This is a genomic window from Bacillus sp. RE35 (genome assembly GCF_052146655.1).
GTDB classification, from domain to species: Bacteria; Bacillota; Bacilli; order Bacillales; family Bacillaceae_G; genus Bacillus_A; species Bacillus_A cereus.
Genome location: NZ_CP197377.1, coordinates 2,447,431 through 2,465,048 on the forward strand (window position 1 = coordinate 2,447,431; position 17,618 = coordinate 2,465,048).

A 17,618-nucleotide genomic window follows, 5' to 3' on the forward strand; every position below is an offset into this window, starting at 1 on the left:
GACGTGCAAATGAAGGGAGAATATACATGGAAATTTTACATGCAAAAAGTATTAGTAAAGTATATAAAGGGAAAGTACCTTATAAAGCATTAGTTGATATTGATTTATCAATTCAAGAAGGTGAATTTGTAGGGATTATGGGGCCATCTGGTAGTGGAAAAACAACGTTATTAAATATGGTATCTACTATTGATTCTCCATCATCGGGAGAAATTTTAATAAATGGCACAAATCCTTTCCAATTATCATCAGAAGATTTAGCGTTATTCCGCAGAAAACAATTAGGATTTGTTTTTCAATCATTTAATCTTCTTAGCACACTTACTGTAAAAGAAAACATCGTATTGCCGATGACTTTAGATGGTGTTTCCGTGCAAGAAATGAACAAGCGATTGGAAGAGATTGCAGAGAAGTTAAATATTACAGATATCTTGAATAAAAGAACATTTGAAATATCAGGGGGACAAGCTCAAAGAACAGCAATCGCTCGTGCGATCGTTCATAAGCCGCAATTATTACTTGCAGATGAACCAACAGGGAATTTAGACTCTAAATCTTCAAATGATGTAATGGAGATGCTTGATACTCTAAATAAAGAAGAAAAAGCTACGATGATGTTAGTTACTCATGATCCGTATGCAGCGAGTTTTTGCAGCCGAGTAATCTTTATTAAAGATGGTCAACTATATAACGAAATTTATTGCGGTGAAAGCAGGCAAGCGTTTTATCAAAAGATTATGGATGTCCTTTCTTTGTTAGGAGGGAAAAGGCATGACTTTTCGTCAGTTCGCATTTAATAATATTTTTCGCAATAAGCGTACATATGCTGCCCATTTTTTAAGTAGTGCATTTTCTATTATGATTTTCTTTACGTATGCTCTTTTATTATTTCATCCTGATTTACAAGGTGAGTTGAAATCGACAAGTGCAACAATAAGTGCATTTGGTACATTGGGATTTTCAGTTTCGCAAGGATTGATTTTTGTATTTTCATTTTTCTTCATTTTATATTCAGTTAGTTCGTTTTTAAAGACGCGTAAGAAAGAATTTGGCATTTTAATGATGCAAGGTATGTCAATGAGACAGCTTAAGAAATTATTATTAATTGAAAATATGTTGATTGGACTTGGTTCAATTTGTATAGGGATTTTCATTGGACTCATATTTTCTAAACTAGTCTTATTGATAAGTGCAAGTGTATTAATGATTAATAATGGTTTACCTTTTTATATACCAGTTCGGGCTGTATTATTAACAGTTATTACATTTCTTTTCTTGTTTTTAATTGTTTCATTATTTACATTTAAAATGATAAAAGTTACAGAGCTTGTGGAACTGATTCAAGCAGGAGAAAAGCCAAAACCTGAACCAAAATCGTCAATTTTATTATCAATTTTTTCTTTATTTAGTATAGGGTATGGCTATATTTTAGTATTTCGCTTTATCCCAAATCATAGTTTTATTGTGCTAGGAATAGGAGTATTCCTGGTGATTATTGGAACGTACTTTTTATATACACAGTGTAGCGTTTATATATTGCATCTTGCTAAAAGGAGAGAAACTTTCTTTTTAAAGAGAACAAATATACTAACATTTTCAGAATTAATTTATCGTATGAAAGATAATGCAACAATGTTTTTTATAGTATCTATTATATCAGCAGTTGCTTTTACAGCAATTGGCACGACAGCTGCTCTTGGAAATAAAGATTTAGTAAGGATGACGAATCCGTATACATTACTATACATGGCTCCTGAAAACAACAAAATAGCGGATAAACATCTCTCTATTATAAAAAACCATCTGGCTGATGCTAATATTCCGTATCGAATGGCTTCATCTTCATATATATATACAGAAAGTAATGTATATGTAATGAAATTAAGTGAATATAACGAACTTGCGAGAGCACTAGGGTATCAACAAGAAACGATTGAAAAAGAAGATGAAATGTTATTAATTCCTGGAATGGTATCACAAAAACAAGAATTTAAAAATGGTGATTATAAGAAGAATATTGAAGTCATTCAAGGCGATTGGACAAAGACATTTCATGTGAAAAAAACTGTCGATAATTTAGTTTTGCCACATGATACGAAAGGGATATATATTGCTATTCAAGATCATGTATATGATGGAATTCCACTTAATAGTGGTCTAGATAATGAAGATATTATTCAATATCGTACTTACGGATTTGTTGTAGATGATTGGATAAAAACGAAAGAGGTTTCAAACCAATTAAATAATATATTTAATCAAGATCCTAGAGATATACATTTTGAATTTAGAGCTCTAACTATAGAGTTGTTAAGTGCAAAACAAACGAATGGGTTATTACTTATGGCTAGTGTTTTAGTCGGAATCGTTTTCTTCACATTTGCTGCTAGTTTTATTTATTTCCGATTATATACTGATTTGAATCGTGATCAACAGCAGTATAAAATGATTTCGAAAATGGGGTTAAGTAAACGGGAGCTAAAGAAAGTTGTAACGAGACAGTTATTATTAATGTTTTTCTTACCAATTGTCGTTGCAGTAATACATACTGTAGTCGCTTATATGGCATTACAACAATTAGTCGATTTTTCTATTCTAAATAGCTCTATCGTCATTTTAATTTCATTTATATGTATACAAGTTTTATATTTCTTTATAACTCGTTGGCGTTATTTACAAAAGCTTCATAAGACAATGGAACAATAGAGAAAATCAGCAAGTAAGATTGCAGAAAAGCATGTAAAAAAACAATTTGAAGTTATGGAAGGAACTGTGATGAAAAAACAATTATCTATTTTCATATTAAGTATATTATTGTTATTAAGTGTAAGTGCATGCTCTAAAAACGAAAACAGATTTCCAGCTAACGGTGTATTAATCATTGGAGATGAGAATCATACTGGAGCAATTATGAATCGTTATAAGGAAAACACGAAAGAACAGGAAGCTTTTGCAGTGAAAACAGGTAGATTTGACCAAAAAAGGGTTCTGATAATAAATGAATCTACTGCACAAGCGATGATGAATGCAAAGCTTTTTCGTAAACGTGATCAAGCATCCCTTTCTAAAACGTTAGATACGTTGCCGAATTTTCCAAAAGAAAGTTCCCTATTATTTATAAATGAAGAAGAAAAGAATATAAAAAGTATTGAAATAGAAGGAAACAAGATACCTGTTACATATGGTAGTGATGCTTGGCTTGGCAATAAACGTGACTATGGAGCACTATGGTATATCGTTGTGGCGAAAAATAGTGTGTATAAAGAAATAAAAGCAAATGAAACGAATATGCAACTTCTACACTTGAAAAAGTCATTAGGTGATGAAAACCCTAAAATATCGACAGATAATACGTTGATTAATGAAAAAGTAAAAGTAAGAAAGTTAATTGAAGGTTATAGAGATGAGGTATCAATTCAGTTTGTAACGATTGGAGAAAAATCTTAAAAAAGAGCTCGAGGTTGATGGATACTTTATCAACCTCGAGCTCTTTTTAATACCGTTTAAATAACTTACATTACTTCATTTAATCGAGTCTCACTCGTTTCTTCAATCGCATTTGAATTTTGAACTGAATTATTTTGTGCTTCTTTTTCTTTACGAGCCTTTTGTAGCATTTCAAGTATAATCCATAAAGGAACACCTTTATCTTTTAGCATCTTCCATAAATCTAATTCATTAAATTTATGCTCAGGCTGTTTCATTTCTTTTTCAGATAAACGAATATCAAACTTGATAGGATCATTTATTTTCTTACTTTCAAGTTTAGTAGAAGAGATAGTATTATGCTCAAGATGAGATGGAGTTATTTTAGTAGGTTGAGACAATGTATGAATATTTGATCCGATTTGCATGATTTTTCCTCCTTTTCAAGCAATGAGATTAGTTTTCTTATGGTTTTTAAATCTTTTTAACATGAGGAAACTATATCTAATTATAAATCTAAATAAATAGATTTACAAGTTATATTGTAAAAAGTAAATATTTACTTGAATTAATATTTATCAACATTTGTATATGTTTTCTATATATACAAAGTATATAAAATACTTTACATTATGTTTAAGTTGTTAAATTATTCTGTTAATTAGTTAAAAAGAAAAATGTAAACGTTTTATTAGGGGGGAGAAAGTATGGGGAAGTTATTTTTAAAAATATGTTTTTTTGCATTAGTGACCGTATGTTCATTCGCAGCGAAAATATCATACGCTGAAGAGAGGCAACAAAATAATTATCCTATCATATTAGTGAATGGATTTGCTGGATGGGGTAGAGAAGAAATGCTTGGCGTAAAATATTGGGGTGGTGTTCATGATATACAGGAAGATTTGAAACGAAATGGTTATACGGTACATACCGCAGCTGTTGGACCTGTTTCTAGTAACTGGGATCGTGCATGTGAATTGTATGCACAAATTAGCGGTGGGACAGTAGACTATGGTGCAGTCCATGCTGAGAAACATGGACATAATCGTTTTGGCAGAACTTATAGTGGTTTTGCGCCGAATTGGAGTGAAACAAATAAAGTTCATTTAGTTGGACATAGCATGGGTGGACAAACGATTAGAACATTAGTACAGCTATTAAAAGAAGGTAGTTTTGAAGAAAAGAATTATGTGAAAAATCACCCAGACACCAAAATATCACCACTATTTGAAGGCGGAAAATCATATGTTCATAGTGTTACAACATTAGCAACCCCTCACAACGGTACAACACTTGCGGATGGTAGTCTTCTACTGCCGTTCGTTAAAGATTTACTCATTACAGCTGCAAGCTTTGGGGGAAACAATAATTTATCATTATATGATTTTAAATTGGATCAATGGGGTATAAAGAAGAATGCTGGAGAGTCCTTTTTCCAATATAGTAATCGTATTCTAAATAGTTCACTTTGGAAAAATACAAAAGATATAAGTCAATGGGATTTAAGTACAGATGGTGCAAAGGAGTTAAATAATTGGGTAAAGACGCAACCAGATGTGTATTATTTATCCTATAGTGGACATGCATCACAAGCAGCACCTATAACAGGTTTACATTTGCCTCATATAACGATGAATAAAGTGTTAATGGGAAATGCATTTTTCTTAGGTTCTTATGCGAGATATGAAGAAAACCGTCCGCTAGTTGATACTTCTTGGTGGCAAAATGATGGTGTAGTAAATACAAATTCTATGATTGCACCATCTTCTAATGTTACTGTAAATAATAATGAGTCATTACAGATTGGAAAATGGAATCATATCGAAACGAAAGCGAATTGGGACCATCTCGACATGGTAGGGTTAAGTGTTTCAGACTCGTTAGGTTTTTCTAGCATTCAAGAGTTTTATAGAACAATTGCTGAAAAGCTATCACGTTTACCGAAATAGGTAATAATAAAGCGCTCTCGATGGAATTCGAGAGCGCTTTATATTATATTGAAAGAGGGATTTGGTAGAAAAATATGGGGGGATATTATGAAAATTCAAGTTGTATTATCAGGATACGGAACAGTAGGTAGAGAGTTTATAAAATTATTAAATGAAAAATATTCATATATATATGAAACATATGGGATTCAATTAGTTGTAAGCGGCGTATTAGGGAGAAATATCGCAATACATAATGAAGAAGGCTTATCTCTTCATCATTTATTGATGTATGGTGGCGGTACCGCTGCAATTGAAAAATATTTAGAGTATCATCCGAAGGAACGTGCAACAACTAGCATAAGTGGTACTGTATTGGTAGAATCAACGGTTACAAATCTTAAAGATGGAAATCCAGGGAAACAATATATGAAACAAGCGATTGAGAAACAGGTGGATATAGTAGCAATTTCTAAAGGTGCGCTCGTTACAAATTGGAGAGAAATAAATGAAGCAGCAAAAGGCGCAAATATACGAATTCGATATAGCGGTGCAACAGCCGCTGCACTACCGACACTAGATATCGGACAATTTAGTTTAGCCGGTTGCAGTATTGAAAAAATAGAAGGAATATTAAATGGAACAACTAATTATATTCTTACGAAAATGTATGAGGAAGATATGACATTTGAAGAAGCACTGAAAGAAGCACAAAATAAAGGAATTGCTGAGACAAACCCTATATTAGATATAAGTGGTTCAGATAGTGCGTGTAAATTGTTACTTTTGACAAACAGCTTAATGGAAACAGAGAAAACACTTACTGATATACATATAAAAGGAATCGAGCACGTTACAAAACAGCAAATTCGAAATGCTAAGGAACAACATAAAATTATTAAATTAATAGCATCAACATATAAGGATGAGGGAGGCAATGTGAATTTAAATGTTGAACCGTGCCAAATAGAAAAAGATCATCCATTAGCAAAAGTAAATGGAACCGAAAAAGGAATTACGTTCTTTACAGATACGATGGGACAAGTTACTACAATTGGTGGAGCTTCTAATCCAAGAGGCGCTGCAGCTGCAGCTTTAAAAGATGTAATAAACTTATATCGAAAAGATTTGTAAGACCGTACCGCCCTTTATAAAAAATACATATGCCGTGGACCTTTTGAGAATGAAATAAATATGCAAAAATGATTGCAGGGGGTAAGAAATTGTTTAAGGATTTTAAAGTTGTTAAAGAACGTCCCGTTTATATTCAATTGAAAGATTATTTGAAGAAAATGATTATGAAAGGGCATTTGCTCGGGGATCAAAAAATCCCATCAACAAGGGAACTAAGTGAATTACTAAGTGTGAGTAGAAACACTGTACTCGCTGCTTATGCAGATTTAGAGCAAGAAGGACTCATTTATGCAGTTAAAGGAAAAGGGAACTTTGTTGCGAAGGTGGATATATCTAACACTTCGTCTGTTGAAATAGATTGGAAAAATAAACTTAATACAGTGACCGCATTAGCGGACGAATTAGATTTAATGAAACATGGTGTTCGTTGGGAAAAGGGAATGATTGTTTTTAATAGTATAGCCCCGGATGAGAAGCTATTTGATGTTGAAAATTTCAAAAGAGCTTTTCTTACTCGTATGTCCATTGAAGGGGACATCGTATTGAACTACGGATATGCAAAGGGATATAGACCGTTAATGAATTATTTACTTCATTACATGGAAATGAAAGGTGTAGACATTTCGAATAAAGATATTCTAATTACAAATGGATTTACAGAAGGATTGGATATTGTACTCTCTTCTTTATCAAAAAAATCCGGTCGTGTCATTTGTGAGAATCCAACTCACCATGCTGCACTTAAGCTTTTCCGTTTACATGGACTTGAAGTTCATGGGATTGATATGCATGAGGATGGTATTGATACGAATGAAGTTGAAAAAAGTTTGCGTGAAAAAGATTTTGATTTTGCTTATTTAATTCCTTCTTATCATAATCCAACCGGTATTGTTACGAGTTCAGAGAAAAGAACGGAATTGATGAGGTTATTCTCAAAATACAACGTTCCTATTATAGAGGACGGATTTAATGAAGAATTACGTTATTCAGGTTCACATTTAGCTCCATTATTAACTTTTGCGGGAGCTGGCAATAATGTGATTTATATTAGTAGCTTTTCAAAGGTGCTTTTCCCTGGTTTACGTGTAGGCTGGATTATTGCAGATAAAGAGCTGATTCATTATTTAGAAAGCGTAAAAAGAGCAAGAACGATTCACACATCTACGCTAGATCAAGCTGTTCTGTTTCAATATTTACATGAGGGATATTTTGAAAAATATTTAAAAAAGGCAAGATCTGTTTATAAGAAAAAATATGAGTTAGCTGTCGGGGCATGTAACCAGTACATTCCTTTTAAAAGAATGACTGGAGATGGTGGACTTCATTTATTTATAGAGCTAGAAGAGCATATGAATGCCCGCACACTTTTACAAAAGTGTTATGAGAAAGGCGTTACGTTTTCACCTGGAGATGTTTTTTACTCTGATGGAGAAGGAGCAAACACTTTCCGATTAGGGTTTTCGCGCTTGAAAGAAGAAGAAATAGTTCGTGGAATTAAAATAATTGGTGATACATTAAAAAATGAAATTTGGAGTTGAGAAAATGAAAATCGGTGTTATTATGGGCGGGGTATCGTCTGAAAAACAAGTTTCAATTATGACGGGGAATGAAATGATTGCTCATTTAGATAAAAATAAGTATGAAATAGTTCCAATTACATTAAACGAAAAAATGGATTTAATTGAAAAAGCGAAAGACATTGACTTTGCATTGCTCGCATTACACGGAAAATACGGAGAAGATGGGACAGTTCAAGGAACACTGGAGAGTTTAGGGATTCCTTATAGCGGAAGTAATATGTTATCTAGCAGTATATGTATGGATAAAAATATTTCGAAAAAGATTTTACGTTATGAAGGTGTAGAAACACCAGATTGGATTGAACTTACAAAAATGGAGGATCTAAATCTTGATGAGTTAGATAAGTTAGGATTTCCATTAGTGGTAAAACCAAACTCTGGCGGATCGAGTGTCGGGGTGAAAATCGTTTACAATAAAAATGAATTGATCTCAATGCTAGAAACTGTATTCGAATGGGATTCTGAAGTAGTAATTGAGAAGTATATAAAAGGTGATGAAATTACATGTTCTATTCTGGATGGAAAACAGTTACCTATAGTTTCAATTCGACATGCAGCCGAGTTCTTTGATTACAATGCAAAATATGATGATACTAGTACGGTTGAGGAAGTTATCGAACTTCCAGCAGAAATTAAGGAACGTGTAAATAAAGCTTCACTGACTTGTTATAAAGCATTAAAATGTAGTGTTTATGCAAGAGTTGATATGATGGTGAAGGACGGAATTCCATATGTAATGGAAATTAATACATTACCAGGGATGACACAATCAAGCCTATTGCCCAAAAGTGCAGAAGCAGCGGGAATTAGTTATAGCAAACTATTAGATATGATTATTGAAACATCATTAAAAGTTAGAAATGAAGAAGGGTTTTAAGGAGATTATATAACGAATTCTTTTGACAGTTTCACGAAGTATGCTATGATGAATACATTATAAAAACAAAATATTTATCCACTAGGGGGGCCTTTTATAGGCTGAGATCAAATGTGATTTTGAGACTCTTAGTACCTGATCTGGTTAATGCCAGCGTAGGGAAGTGGGAAAGACGTTGCTATTTAATGAGTAAATAAATACTGTCAATTTCACTTTCTTTACGCCTGTAAAGAAAGTTTTTTTATTTTACAGCTTTAATAATTGTGGATAAATACTTATATTTTATACATTATTGGAGGGATTTAAATGACTTTTTCACAATCATTACGTAAAGAAGTAGATTCAATTTGGGAAGCGAGTTTTAACCATCCTTTTGTAAAAAAACTTGGTGAAGGAACGTTAGATTTAGCTAGTTTTCGTTATTATGTGCTTCAAGATTCATATTATTTGAGTCATTTTGCTAGAGTACAAACTTTAGGAGCTGCAAAAGCTCTTGAATTAGAGACGACAGCTCGTATGGCACATCATGCTCAAAATACATATGAAGCAGAGTTATCTTTACATGAGAATTTTGCTAAAAAACTAGGGATAACGAAAGAAGAAAAAGATAATTTTATTCCTGCGCCAACTGCATATGCGTATACTTCACATATGTATCGTGCTGCGTATGAAGGGCATTTAGGAGATATCATTGCAGCAATTTTACCTTGCTATTGGTTGTATTATGAAATTGGCGAACGCTTAAAAGAGTGCCAGCCGGAAGAGCCAATTTATAACGAATGGATTTCTGCTTATGGATCTGATTGGTTCCGTACGCTAGTTGAAGAACAAATTACACGTTTAGATACTATCGCTGAAAAAGTAACAGAGGCAGACCGCAAACGTATGAAACAGCATTTTATTATTAGCAGTCAATATGAATATTCATTTTGGGAAATGGCTTATACATTAGAAAAGTGGCCAGTGGATGCAGACGTAAAAGACGTAATTGGATAAAGAATAGAAGTAATGTTATAGATAGGTCTGGATCATACCTATCTATATATTTTTTCTTGTCAAATTTGCGTAAAGTCATTAGTGCTACGGATATGGCGAAATAGAATATCGATAATTTAGCTCATTTACTTGTCTACGCATTAACTGGATAAACTTCTGTCACATTTATTTTACAATTAAAGAACGTAAATGTTGGTGGTATGAAGTTAAATAAGAAAAGAAACCCGAGCTATTAGCTGTAACGGAGTTGTTTTTTCTTTGCAGGAATTTCTAAATTATCATGGAGTGTTGTTAATACGATATGCAAATATGCATATCGTATTTTTTTGAGCTCTTTATGTGTTAAAATTAGATATAGAGATATGGAAATATAAAGAAGCAAAAGCAGGAATATCCAATGAATTTTGAGAGGTGTTATATGTTTACAAATAAGAAATTAATTCGATTTGGTTTATCGTTGTTTGTATTTTTAGGGATAATTAATTTTACAATCAGCTATTTCCAAACATATCTTGAAACAGCAGCAGATATTAAATGGGTAATTCCAGAAATTTGGAAAACTATTTTGCTAGATGTTCCTCAAGGTATACTTGTTCTTTTAGGCGCAATTGCTTTATATGATTTCACAAAAGAGGCATCACAAAAAGACGCATCAATCTAAGTGTGTCTTTTTTCTATTAGGAATTTCATAGAGAGTTTTGCTGGAGAAATAGAATGAAAAGCCCTAATAAGGGCTTTTTTCTTTGTAGGAATTTCTTATCTGTCATAGAAACCGGTCACTTGGAGGTGTTATAGCGAAAGCCATTTACAGTACAGAAAAATCTAAGCAGCAGACGGAAATATATAGGACATGGCATCATAATTATTGAGAAATTAATTGAACTTAGTAAGTATGAAGATATGACGCTAGAATTCATATTTTTTAATTTTTATTTATCCCGCTATTTGCCGGGCAGTAAGCCCCCACCTCAAAATTCAGCGGAAGCAAAGAAGTTAGGTAGGGGATGAACAAAACCCCACTGATTAAAGTTTCACTTTATAAAAATGAGCCCATAGTAAAAATAGGTATATGAACAAGGTGCATCATCTAGTGATAAGTCATACTTTGTTGGTGTACGTATTGAACTTAGTTTATAGCGCTATTTCTACTTAGATGTAACGAACAGGAATATAGGGAAGTATCGATGAGGTTGTATTTTATAAACGGAGGTTATGAAAATGAATCAGTTTCAACAAGAACTACAAGCGTTAAGCCTTAATGATTACCGGTCTGGAAATATTGTCTATTGGGACCAGCAAAACCAATATCCATATTACTATATTGAAGATGCTGCTCGTCGCTGTGGCGGTTGTGGTCGTTGTGGCGGTTGTGGTGGAGGTCGTTGTGGCGGCTTCCGTTGTGGTGGCTTCCGTTGTATTGGTTGCTTCGGTTGTTTTGGTTGCGGAGGCTGTGGCGGTTGTGGCGGCTGTGGTGGTTGCTCTAACTGTTTTGATGGTTTTACTGATACTACCGGTACTATTGTAACGTATGAATATTGATAACATCTATCTTGCTAGTTGCGGGCAGTAACATCCCCCAAAAAATTCAGCGAGAGCAAAGAGAAGTTAGGTGGCGGACTGCCCATAAAAGCCCGATTGGTGAGAGCTGATTAAAGTTTCACTTTATCAATAAAAAAACATTAGTTATATGTACGTGCCGACAAAGAATATAGCCATTTTTAATGGATATATTCAATCATTCAAGTGAAAGAGTAACAATAAGATATATAGATGTAATCAAGATGTGATGGATAAAGCAATGACTAGATTTAAAATCTAATCATTGTTTTTTTCTTATGGTTTTGTCATTAAATATCTGTCTAGTTTAGGCATTGCTTCCTTCTAGCTAACGAATTTATTACAAATTTGTAAGGTTAATGTAATGTTAATCGATAGTAAATGAAGATGCTTGAGTGTAATTTAAATAAGATTAAAAAGTACTGTTTATCTATAAAATAATCGGGTAAATACTATGTAATTAGGAAGTGTATGAATATGATTGAACTAAAATCTATTATCCATTCGTATAAACTAAAGAGAAAAATAGCTAAAGATTTATACGGAAAAAGAGATGAATTGACACTGTTATTAAATGAATTTAATAAAATGAAATGTACAGTAACATCTGAAAAGAAGAAAAATAATATATTATCTCGTTTGCAACTAATTTATCAAAATATGAAATCGGATAAGCAGTACCCTCTAGCAGTTGCTTTTGATAGTAAATTATTGGAGCGATTAGAAAAAGAACCTCTACATACTATTGAGGATGGTGTAACATGTTTACATCTAATGTTAGATGTGAATTATGAGAAAATAAAACAATATGGTTCGAGTACAAGTAGGTCATTTGTTCCATTATCGCAGTCTTCTATTTGTCTTGCTGATTGTATTTGTTTAACAGGAGTTGTAGTAGGTTTACTAGGAGCAATTTCATTTGGGGGATTACTGTTATCTATATGTTCAATTACATAAAGGTTGATATTTGTAAAAAGGGCACCGAATTAAGGTGTTCTTTTTTGGTTTTTTTGTAAAGATATTGTAAATGATAAGTACAATGCATTAAGTGTAATGTATAATTCGAATGTATCAAAATTCAAATATAGTAGAGGTGTTATACATGATAATTACTTTGAATTTTTAAAAGAGTTGGTTTGATAATAATTTATATAGATAAACAGTTTTTACGTTTCTTTTAAATACTTGGTTTAAATGGATTAGATTAAGTAACTATTGTTCTAGCTTTTTGATAATCAAGACAACTGAAGAAAGGAAGGAATCATTTTATGAAAAAATTAAGGCTGCTAACATTTGAAAATATAGTAGAACCCCTTTTAAATGAAAAGGTATCATTTATATACTTTCCTATTGAATGGCTGGACATGGTAGAGATACATTATAAGACATTTTTATTAACGAGTAAGTTGAAACGTTTGAATGAAAGATTGTATGATATGTTTTCGGATATATTGTTTATTCAGCATAACCCATACGTATTAAATGAAAATACACCATGGATTGTATCGAAAGAACCTATTAGACAAGAGCAGCTCGATTATATTTTTCAAAGTTGGTATGAGATTATTCATGATTGGAAACCAAATAGATTAGTAGAACCACCAAAATATGAATGGCAATCCGATTTGATTTCTAATTTGCCAGTACTACATGATAATGAAACGTATTCTAAGTGGGTGCCCGCTTTAATCTCACATATTTTTTGTGAGCGTCCTATATATTTAAAAAATACAAATGAAGAAGAAATCTATTTTTCCCCTCTTAGATCACAAAATATTTGTGAGGCGATGTCAGGGCCGATAAAAGATGAAAAAACACAAGATTTTTTCTCCTATGTATATCGATTCGAATGCATAACCCGCGGTGGTGAGAACGCTCCATTATTAAATATTTCAATAGGGATTCGGAGATTTTATCAAGAATATAAGATGATAGGTCAAACAAACCTTGATATGACAACGTTTGTTTGACGTTTTTTAATAAAATGCAAACATTTTGCAAACATAGGTTATCCAAAGATACTTTTACCGAAGTTTTTAACTGCTTCTTCCTGCATATTCGGTAAAACATGAGAATAGACACTTAATGTCATTGAAATATCTGTATGACCTAATCGCTCACTGATGATTTTAGGGTTAACTCCTTGTTTCAATAGTAGAGTTGCGTGTGTATGTCTTAAATCATGAAATTTAATTTCTTTTATACCTACTTTGTGTGTCATCCTAATGAAACTTTTTCTGAAATGTGCTCTTTTTATGATTCTTCCAAACTCATTACAATTTATTAAATCTTGATCTAGATAAGCAGAACCAAACCTTAATTTCTCTTTATTAATTAAAACCTTATGTTTTTTTAAGGCGGCTATTGTTTCATTAGGTACAGGAATTGTGCGTTTTGACGAATTTGTTTTTGCAGTTTTTTTGATTTTATTGTCATGACCAGATGTTTGATTTATTGTAACTGTATGTTTTTCAAAATCAATGTCCTGCCATCGTAAACCTAGAACTTCTCCCAAACGCATACCTGTAGTTATTGCAAGTAGATATCCAATGTGATATCGTGATTCTTGTGAATGAGCTAAAAATTTTTTTACTTCTTCCTCTGTCCAAGTCTGGATAGGGGGTTTTTCTTTTTTAGGTATCTCAGCAAAATCTGCTGGATTTCGAGAAATAATATTTTGTTTTACAGCTAGGTTTAAAGCACTCTTTAAAATTCTATGCATAAGCAAAATAGAATTGTTTGCAATCCCTTTATCTATCGCAGTCTTATAGCATTTTTGAATGTGCATAACATTTAATTTATGAAGCGCGACCATTCCTATACTAGGTATAACATGTTGGTTGATAAATGCCCTATAGCCAGCAAAGGTACTCTTTTCTATGCTCATACTTTTAATTTCTAGCCAATGATTTAGGTAATCTTTTAGCGTAACTTTAGATGGCTCTATAAAAGTTCCTTCATTCAACTCTGTAATTTTTTTTGCCACATCAGCCTGTGCTTCTTTTTTGGTCTTATACCCAGAAAACCACTTCTGTCTTCTTTTTCCTGTCTCTGGATCAGGACCGATATCGATAACGATGCAATATTTATTTCCTCTTTTTCGAATATGTCCTTTCACTTAAAACACTCCTTCATTTTGTTTTGAATCATGTTGTATAAGTCTAGTTGTAATTTTGCTGCTATGAAAATTACATGTTTGGACATATCAGCGATGGATATATTTTACCATATAAAAATAAATTCAGTTATAGTGTAGGGGATTCATTTGTTGTTAAACAAATAGTAAAATGTCTACTCCGATTATTAAATGCAATATTGCATATTTTTTTAGGAAGTCTAAAAAACAAGGAGTATATTAATATTTTTAACTTTCTCAAGTATTTTCAGAATATGAGAGAATAGATGTTTGGGTTATTTGTGATAGAATATTCTTAATAATATAATTTGACGGAACGAAAAAGACCCATAGCGTGTGTAATTGTGCTGGGAACACTTTTACACCGTTTGCCCTAATTGTAGTAGGGAAAACATTTGCCATGAGCCTTTTAGTTACGACTATGCGTAACATATACGGCTAGTATAACACAACTTTTAGATGTAATTCATCATTAAGGTGCGTTTTCATGATAGGGAAGTGTGTCTTGTTCCAATAAGGGGGACAAAACATGTGGAAAGCTCTAAATCAAATTGAAAAAGAGTTATGTGCAGCTGGAATAAGGAAAAATAAACTAGCAAATTATTGGGGAGTTAAGCCAAGTACTGTTACAAAAGTTTTTAAAGGTAACACAGACATGAGTTTTGGCTTTCTTTCTAAGACAGTCATCCTATTAAACAAAGGCATACAGGTTCAAGAAAATTTATTAACAGATTATATACATATAACGAAACCAAAATCAGAAAACTTACGTGAGGCAATGGAGGATTTAGCTTTAAGGGGAAAGTTTAATCTATTAATTAATATTATAAATAGTGAATCACAATCAAAGGTAGCAGAAAATAGAGAATTTGCTAATGTGTATCGAATTATATATAGACGATATATAGGTGAGATTGATGCTATACAGTACCATAAGGCATTAAGCCTCGAAAGTAAATCAATAAGAACCTCAGAGATGGAAGTGTTAATTGAAATTTTATTATGTCAAGCGCAATATCAATCGGGTAATTTTACTTCTTTAAATGAGCGATTAAAATCTCTTGAAATAAAAATAAATAAAATAAGTAATAGGTACATTCGAGAATGTTATAAATTACGATATAAAGAAGCCATTGCGGTTACTTCGTTGCAGGGTGGTGAAGTCATTGAAGCAAGGCATGTTAGCATGGAACTATTAGATGATCTTGAATGGGATAACTTTTTTTCTTTTCCAAAAGTAAATGCATATTTAAAGCTAGGAGAATCGTATATTTTTTCAGCGAATGAATATGAGAAGGCAAAATATTATTTGGAAAAGACTCTTGAAGTGCTAGGGGATAGTAAGATTAAAGGAATTGAGAGAAAAAGAAAAATGGTGCAACATACATTATCATTTCTAAAGATTCATCATGATAAAGAAATTAGTAGCATAGATGTTGTTCATCCAGGTGAACTAGCATATTTAAGGATTAAACAAGGTAAGAGGATTGAAGCGAGAAAACTATTGATTCAATTAAAAGAGAAGAATGGAAGATTAACAGACATACAGACTGCATATTTAGGTTTAACATATGAAGGTATTAAAAAAGAAGAGTTAATGAAACGTTCTCTTTTGATGTGTCAAAAATCAGGGAATATATTTTATTCGAATTTACCAAAAATACACTTGGGTTTAATTTGAATAGTTGGTATAATTGTCTTCGGAAAGAGGTGAAATAATGAAAAAAATAATTACAATCATTCCTGCGCTATTAATAGCTGCTACATTATTCATTAACACTGATTCTATAAAAGAAAAACCTAGTACAAATGATTTAAAACCTACAATTCAACACATGATGGTTGACCCTGGTGGCGGCTGGTAAAATACATAATAAAGGTTTATATATATTACAAATGACATCGTCTTAATTGACGATGTCATTTGTAGTTTTAGGAGAAATTTCTTTTTTGGCTGAAAGAAGAAAAAAGAAATTATTGTAAAAAAATCCAAAAACACAAAGAGGGAGATTGAAGAAGATGAAGAGCAAAGAAGGGGAAGTTAATCTAATTAAACAAGCTTTATTACTTTTGCAAGAAGAGGATAATCCAAAAGAGAAATTATTTTCTATCTGTTTGAGTGAATCCAACAAAGAAAAAGTTATGTAAAAAAGACTATCTAACTTTTTTGGATAGTCTTTTTACACTACATATTTCCTTTAGATTTTTCGTAGTTCACAAACATCTCTAATTGCTCTAACGCTTTTTTTCGTTGTTCTTCAGGTAAGTCATTAATGATCTGAAGAATTTCGTGTGCTTCTTTTGTTAACTGTAAGTCTTCGCCTGCTGTTAAATCTGGTGAATCAGATAAACCTAACAAATAATCTGTTGTTACTTTTAAATAATTTGCTATCTTCTGAAGTGTACGTGTACCGGGTGCTTTTTTTCCCTCAACATAATTATAAACAGAAACATGACTAACACCAATTGCATCAGCTAACTGTTGTTGGGTGATGCTCTTCTTTTCAATTAATGATTTCAATCTCTCATGACTAAACATAATAAAAAACACCCCAAGTTTATTTTATATGAAATTATTTTTTCTTAATTACTATTATGGTGTCACACTGTCATTATATATTAACTATCAGTTAAGTGGAAAGGTAATTTTTTCGAAAAAAGTTTTGGGAAACACTTGAACTTAACTTTAGGTTAAGTTATTATGTAATTAACAACAAAAACGGAAGAGAGGAGTTGTTTATGAAAACTCTAAAGCAGCTACGTGTAGAACAGGGATATACATGTAGGGAAGTAGCTGAAGCCGTGGGTATTACTGAAGTTTATTATTGGTATATAGAAAACGGGAAGCGTCGACCTTATTATGATTTAATTGTGAAAATTGCTGAGTTTTTTAAAGTGAAGTTAGATGCAATTAAAATTTTTTGCCCGTAACTTAACTTTAAGTTAAGTTACGTTACGTTTGGTTAAGTAAATTAGAAAGGAGC

The 17,618-nt window shown here is 32.3% G+C and carries 19 protein-coding genes, 1 pseudogene and 1 riboswitch; of the genes and pseudogenes, 17 read left to right on the plus strand and 3 right to left on the minus strand.

Annotation, left to right across the window (positions count from 1 at the left end):
* The first annotated feature begins 26 nt into the window (after positions 1-26).
* The 3 genes from ACTL4X_RS12580 to ACTL4X_RS12590 all read left to right on the plus strand — a co-directional run bounded on the left by ACTL4X_RS12580 (position 27) and on the right by ACTL4X_RS12590 (position 3,447).
* Positions 27-797: an ABC transporter ATP-binding protein gene (locus tag ACTL4X_RS12580; RefSeq protein WP_000404282.1), complete on the plus strand. Its 771-nt coding sequence runs from the start codon at positions 27-29 to the stop codon at positions 795-797.
* Complete coding sequence (locus tag ACTL4X_RS12585; protein ID WP_000144148.1) at positions 772-2,706, plus strand: ABC transporter permease; 1,935 nt, start codon at positions 772-774, stop codon at positions 2,704-2,706. Before ACTL4X_RS12580 ends, ACTL4X_RS12585 begins: the two co-directional genes overlap by 26 nt.
* Positions 2,707-2,775: 69 nt before the next feature.
* The gene (locus tag ACTL4X_RS12590; RefSeq protein ID WP_000744467.1) at positions 2,776-3,447 is read left to right on the plus strand and encodes a lipoprotein BA_5634 family protein; all 672 of its coding nucleotides are present in this window, start codon (positions 2,776-2,778) and stop codon (positions 3,445-3,447) included.
* A gap of 65 nt (positions 3,448-3,512) precedes the next feature.
* On the opposite strand, the gene ACTL4X_RS12595 is transcribed toward ACTL4X_RS12590, so the two are convergent.
* Positions 3,513-3,854: a DUF3914 domain-containing protein gene (locus tag ACTL4X_RS12595; RefSeq protein ID WP_001165490.1), complete on the minus strand. Its 342-nt coding sequence runs from the start codon at positions 3,852-3,854 to the stop codon at positions 3,513-3,515.
* A gap of 279 nt (positions 3,855-4,133) precedes the next feature.
* Between ACTL4X_RS12595 and ACTL4X_RS12600 the strand changes: the two genes are divergently transcribed.
* From ACTL4X_RS12600 to ACTL4X_RS12645, 10 genes and pseudogenes are all read left to right on the plus strand, one after another.
* A complete protein-coding gene (locus tag ACTL4X_RS12600; RefSeq protein WP_000517071.1) occupies positions 4,134-5,375 on the plus strand; it encodes an esterase/lipase family protein in 1,242 nt (413 codons plus the stop codon).
* Positions 5,376-5,462: 87 nt separating this feature from the next.
* On the plus strand, positions 5,463-6,488 hold the full coding sequence (locus tag ACTL4X_RS12605; RefSeq protein ID WP_234574455.1) for a homoserine dehydrogenase: 1,026 nt from the start codon (positions 5,463-5,465) through the stop codon (positions 6,486-6,488).
* An 89-nt stretch (positions 6,489-6,577) separates the two neighbouring features.
* The gene (gene pdxR / locus ACTL4X_RS12610) at positions 6,578-8,026 is read left to right on the plus strand and encodes a MocR-like pyridoxine biosynthesis transcription factor PdxR (protein ID WP_000471644.1); all 1,449 of its coding nucleotides are present in this window, start codon (positions 6,578-6,580) and stop codon (positions 8,024-8,026) included.
* 4 nt (positions 8,027-8,030) lie between these two features.
* Positions 8,031-8,945 (plus strand): D-alanine--D-alanine ligase, encoded by a 915-nt coding sequence (locus tag ACTL4X_RS12615; protein ID WP_000690435.1) that lies wholly within the window; start codon positions 8,031-8,033, stop codon positions 8,943-8,945.
* A 73-nt stretch (positions 8,946-9,018) separates the two neighbouring features.
* Positions 9,019-9,124, plus strand: a riboswitch (TPP riboswitch).
* A 127-nt stretch (positions 9,125-9,251) separates the two neighbouring features.
* Positions 9,252-9,941, plus strand: a complete 690-nt coding sequence (gene tenA, locus ACTL4X_RS12620) for a thiaminase II (RefSeq protein ID WP_234574456.1) — start codon at positions 9,252-9,254, stop codon at positions 9,939-9,941.
* Positions 9,942-10,338: 397 nt separating this feature from the next.
* Positions 10,339-10,602: a DUF3937 domain-containing protein gene (locus ACTL4X_RS12625; protein ID WP_002082716.1), complete on the plus strand. Its 264-nt coding sequence runs from the start codon at positions 10,339-10,341 to the stop codon at positions 10,600-10,602.
* Positions 10,603-11,159: 557 nt separating this feature from the next.
* Positions 11,160-11,480 (plus strand): heterocycloanthracin/sonorensin family bacteriocin, encoded by a 321-nt coding sequence (locus ACTL4X_RS12630; protein ID WP_001071364.1) that lies wholly within the window; start codon positions 11,160-11,162, stop codon positions 11,478-11,480.
* Positions 11,481-11,625: 145 nt separating this feature from the next.
* Positions 11,626-11,760 (plus strand): annotated as a pseudogene (locus tag ACTL4X_RS12635) (site-specific integrase); the annotation flags it as partial.
* A 209-nt stretch (positions 11,761-11,969) separates the two neighbouring features.
* Entirely contained in the window at positions 11,970-12,455 is a 486-nt protein-coding gene (locus ACTL4X_RS12640) for a hypothetical protein (RefSeq protein WP_002182774.1), read from the plus strand.
* 311 nt (positions 12,456-12,766) lie between these two features.
* On the plus strand, positions 12,767-13,468 hold the full coding sequence (locus tag ACTL4X_RS12645; protein WP_086403819.1) for a pPIWI_RE module domain-containing protein: 702 nt from the start codon (positions 12,767-12,769) through the stop codon (positions 13,466-13,468).
* A gap of 38 nt (positions 13,469-13,506) precedes the next feature.
* Here the strand turns inward: ACTL4X_RS12645 and ACTL4X_RS12650 are convergent, their stop codons facing one another.
* Positions 13,507-14,616 (minus strand): tyrosine-type recombinase/integrase, encoded by a 1,110-nt coding sequence (locus tag ACTL4X_RS12650; RefSeq protein WP_441395047.1) that lies wholly within the window; start codon positions 14,614-14,616, stop codon positions 13,507-13,509.
* 547 nt (positions 14,617-15,163) lie between these two features.
* On the opposite strand from ACTL4X_RS12650, the gene ACTL4X_RS12655 reads away from it, so the two are divergent.
* From ACTL4X_RS12655 to ACTL4X_RS12665, 3 genes are all read left to right on the plus strand, one after another.
* On the plus strand, positions 15,164-16,315 hold the full coding sequence (locus tag ACTL4X_RS12655; RefSeq protein ID WP_441395048.1) for an AimR family lysis-lysogeny pheromone receptor: 1,152 nt from the start codon (positions 15,164-15,166) through the stop codon (positions 16,313-16,315).
* A 37-nt stretch (positions 16,316-16,352) separates the two neighbouring features.
* Entirely contained in the window at positions 16,353-16,499 is a 147-nt protein-coding gene (locus ACTL4X_RS12660) for a hypothetical protein (RefSeq protein WP_000720921.1), read from the plus strand.
* 154 nt (positions 16,500-16,653) lie between these two features.
* Entirely contained in the window at positions 16,654-16,782 is a 129-nt protein-coding gene (locus ACTL4X_RS12665; protein ID WP_002162786.1) for a hypothetical protein, read from the plus strand.
* A gap of 37 nt (positions 16,783-16,819) precedes the next feature.
* Here the strand turns inward: ACTL4X_RS12665 and ACTL4X_RS12670 are convergent, their stop codons facing one another.
* Complete coding sequence (locus ACTL4X_RS12670) at positions 16,820-17,173, minus strand: helix-turn-helix domain-containing protein (RefSeq protein WP_000491236.1); 354 nt, start codon at positions 17,171-17,173, stop codon at positions 16,820-16,822.
* Positions 17,174-17,373: 200 nt separating this feature from the next.
* On the opposite strand from ACTL4X_RS12670, the gene ACTL4X_RS12675 reads away from it, so the two are divergent.
* Positions 17,374-17,565, plus strand: a complete 192-nt coding sequence (locus tag ACTL4X_RS12675; protein WP_000854271.1) for a helix-turn-helix domain-containing protein — start codon at positions 17,374-17,376, stop codon at positions 17,563-17,565.
* The last annotated feature ends 53 nt before the right edge of the window (positions 17,566-17,618 follow it).

What these genes read in the sequence shown, in the direction of transcription:
- ACTL4X_RS12655 (WP_441395048.1), top strand. Translation starts at nt 15,164, where the DNA reads ATGTGGAAAGCTCTAAATCAAATTGAAAAAGAGTTATGTGCAGCTGGA.
- ACTL4X_RS12585 (WP_000144148.1), top strand. Translation starts at nt 772, where the DNA reads ATGACTTTTCGTCAGTTCGCATTTAATAATATTTTTCGCAATAAGCGT.
- ACTL4X_RS12675 (WP_000854271.1), top strand. Translation starts at nt 17,374, where the DNA reads ATGAAAACTCTAAAGCAGCTACGTGTAGAACAGGGATATACATGTAGG.
- ACTL4X_RS12625 (WP_002082716.1), top strand. Translation starts at nt 10,339, where the DNA reads ATGAATTTTGAGAGGTGTTATATGTTTACAAATAAGAAATTAATTCGA.
- ACTL4X_RS12605 (WP_234574455.1), top strand. Translation starts at nt 5,463, where the DNA reads ATGAAAATTCAAGTTGTATTATCAGGATACGGAACAGTAGGTAGAGAG.
- ACTL4X_RS12615 (WP_000690435.1), top strand. Translation starts at nt 8,031, where the DNA reads ATGAAAATCGGTGTTATTATGGGCGGGGTATCGTCTGAAAAACAAGTT.
- ACTL4X_RS12590 (WP_000744467.1), top strand. Translation starts at nt 2,776, where the DNA reads ATGAAAAAACAATTATCTATTTTCATATTAAGTATATTATTGTTATTA.
- ACTL4X_RS12665 (WP_002162786.1), top strand. Translation starts at nt 16,654, where the DNA reads ATGAAGAGCAAAGAAGGGGAAGTTAATCTAATTAAACAAGCTTTATTA.
- ACTL4X_RS12595 (WP_001165490.1), bottom strand. Translation starts at nt 3,854, where the DNA reads ATGCAAATCGGATCAAATATTCATACATTGTCTCAACCTACTAAAATA.
- tenA (WP_234574456.1), top strand. Translation starts at nt 9,252, where the DNA reads ATGACTTTTTCACAATCATTACGTAAAGAAGTAGATTCAATTTGGGAA.
- ACTL4X_RS12640 (WP_002182774.1), top strand. Translation starts at nt 11,970, where the DNA reads ATGAATATGATTGAACTAAAATCTATTATCCATTCGTATAAACTAAAG.
- ACTL4X_RS12670 (WP_000491236.1), bottom strand. Translation starts at nt 17,173, where the DNA reads ATGTTTAGTCATGAGAGATTGAAATCATTAATTGAAAAGAAGAGCATC.
- ACTL4X_RS12600 (WP_000517071.1), top strand. Translation starts at nt 4,134, where the DNA reads ATGGGGAAGTTATTTTTAAAAATATGTTTTTTTGCATTAGTGACCGTA.
- ACTL4X_RS12660 (WP_000720921.1), top strand. Translation starts at nt 16,353, where the DNA reads ATGAAAAAAATAATTACAATCATTCCTGCGCTATTAATAGCTGCTACA.
- ACTL4X_RS12580 (WP_000404282.1), top strand. Translation starts at nt 27, where the DNA reads ATGGAAATTTTACATGCAAAAAGTATTAGTAAAGTATATAAAGGGAAA.
- ACTL4X_RS12645 (WP_086403819.1), top strand. Translation starts at nt 12,767, where the DNA reads ATGAAAAAATTAAGGCTGCTAACATTTGAAAATATAGTAGAACCCCTT.
- ACTL4X_RS12630 (WP_001071364.1), top strand. Translation starts at nt 11,160, where the DNA reads ATGAATCAGTTTCAACAAGAACTACAAGCGTTAAGCCTTAATGATTAC.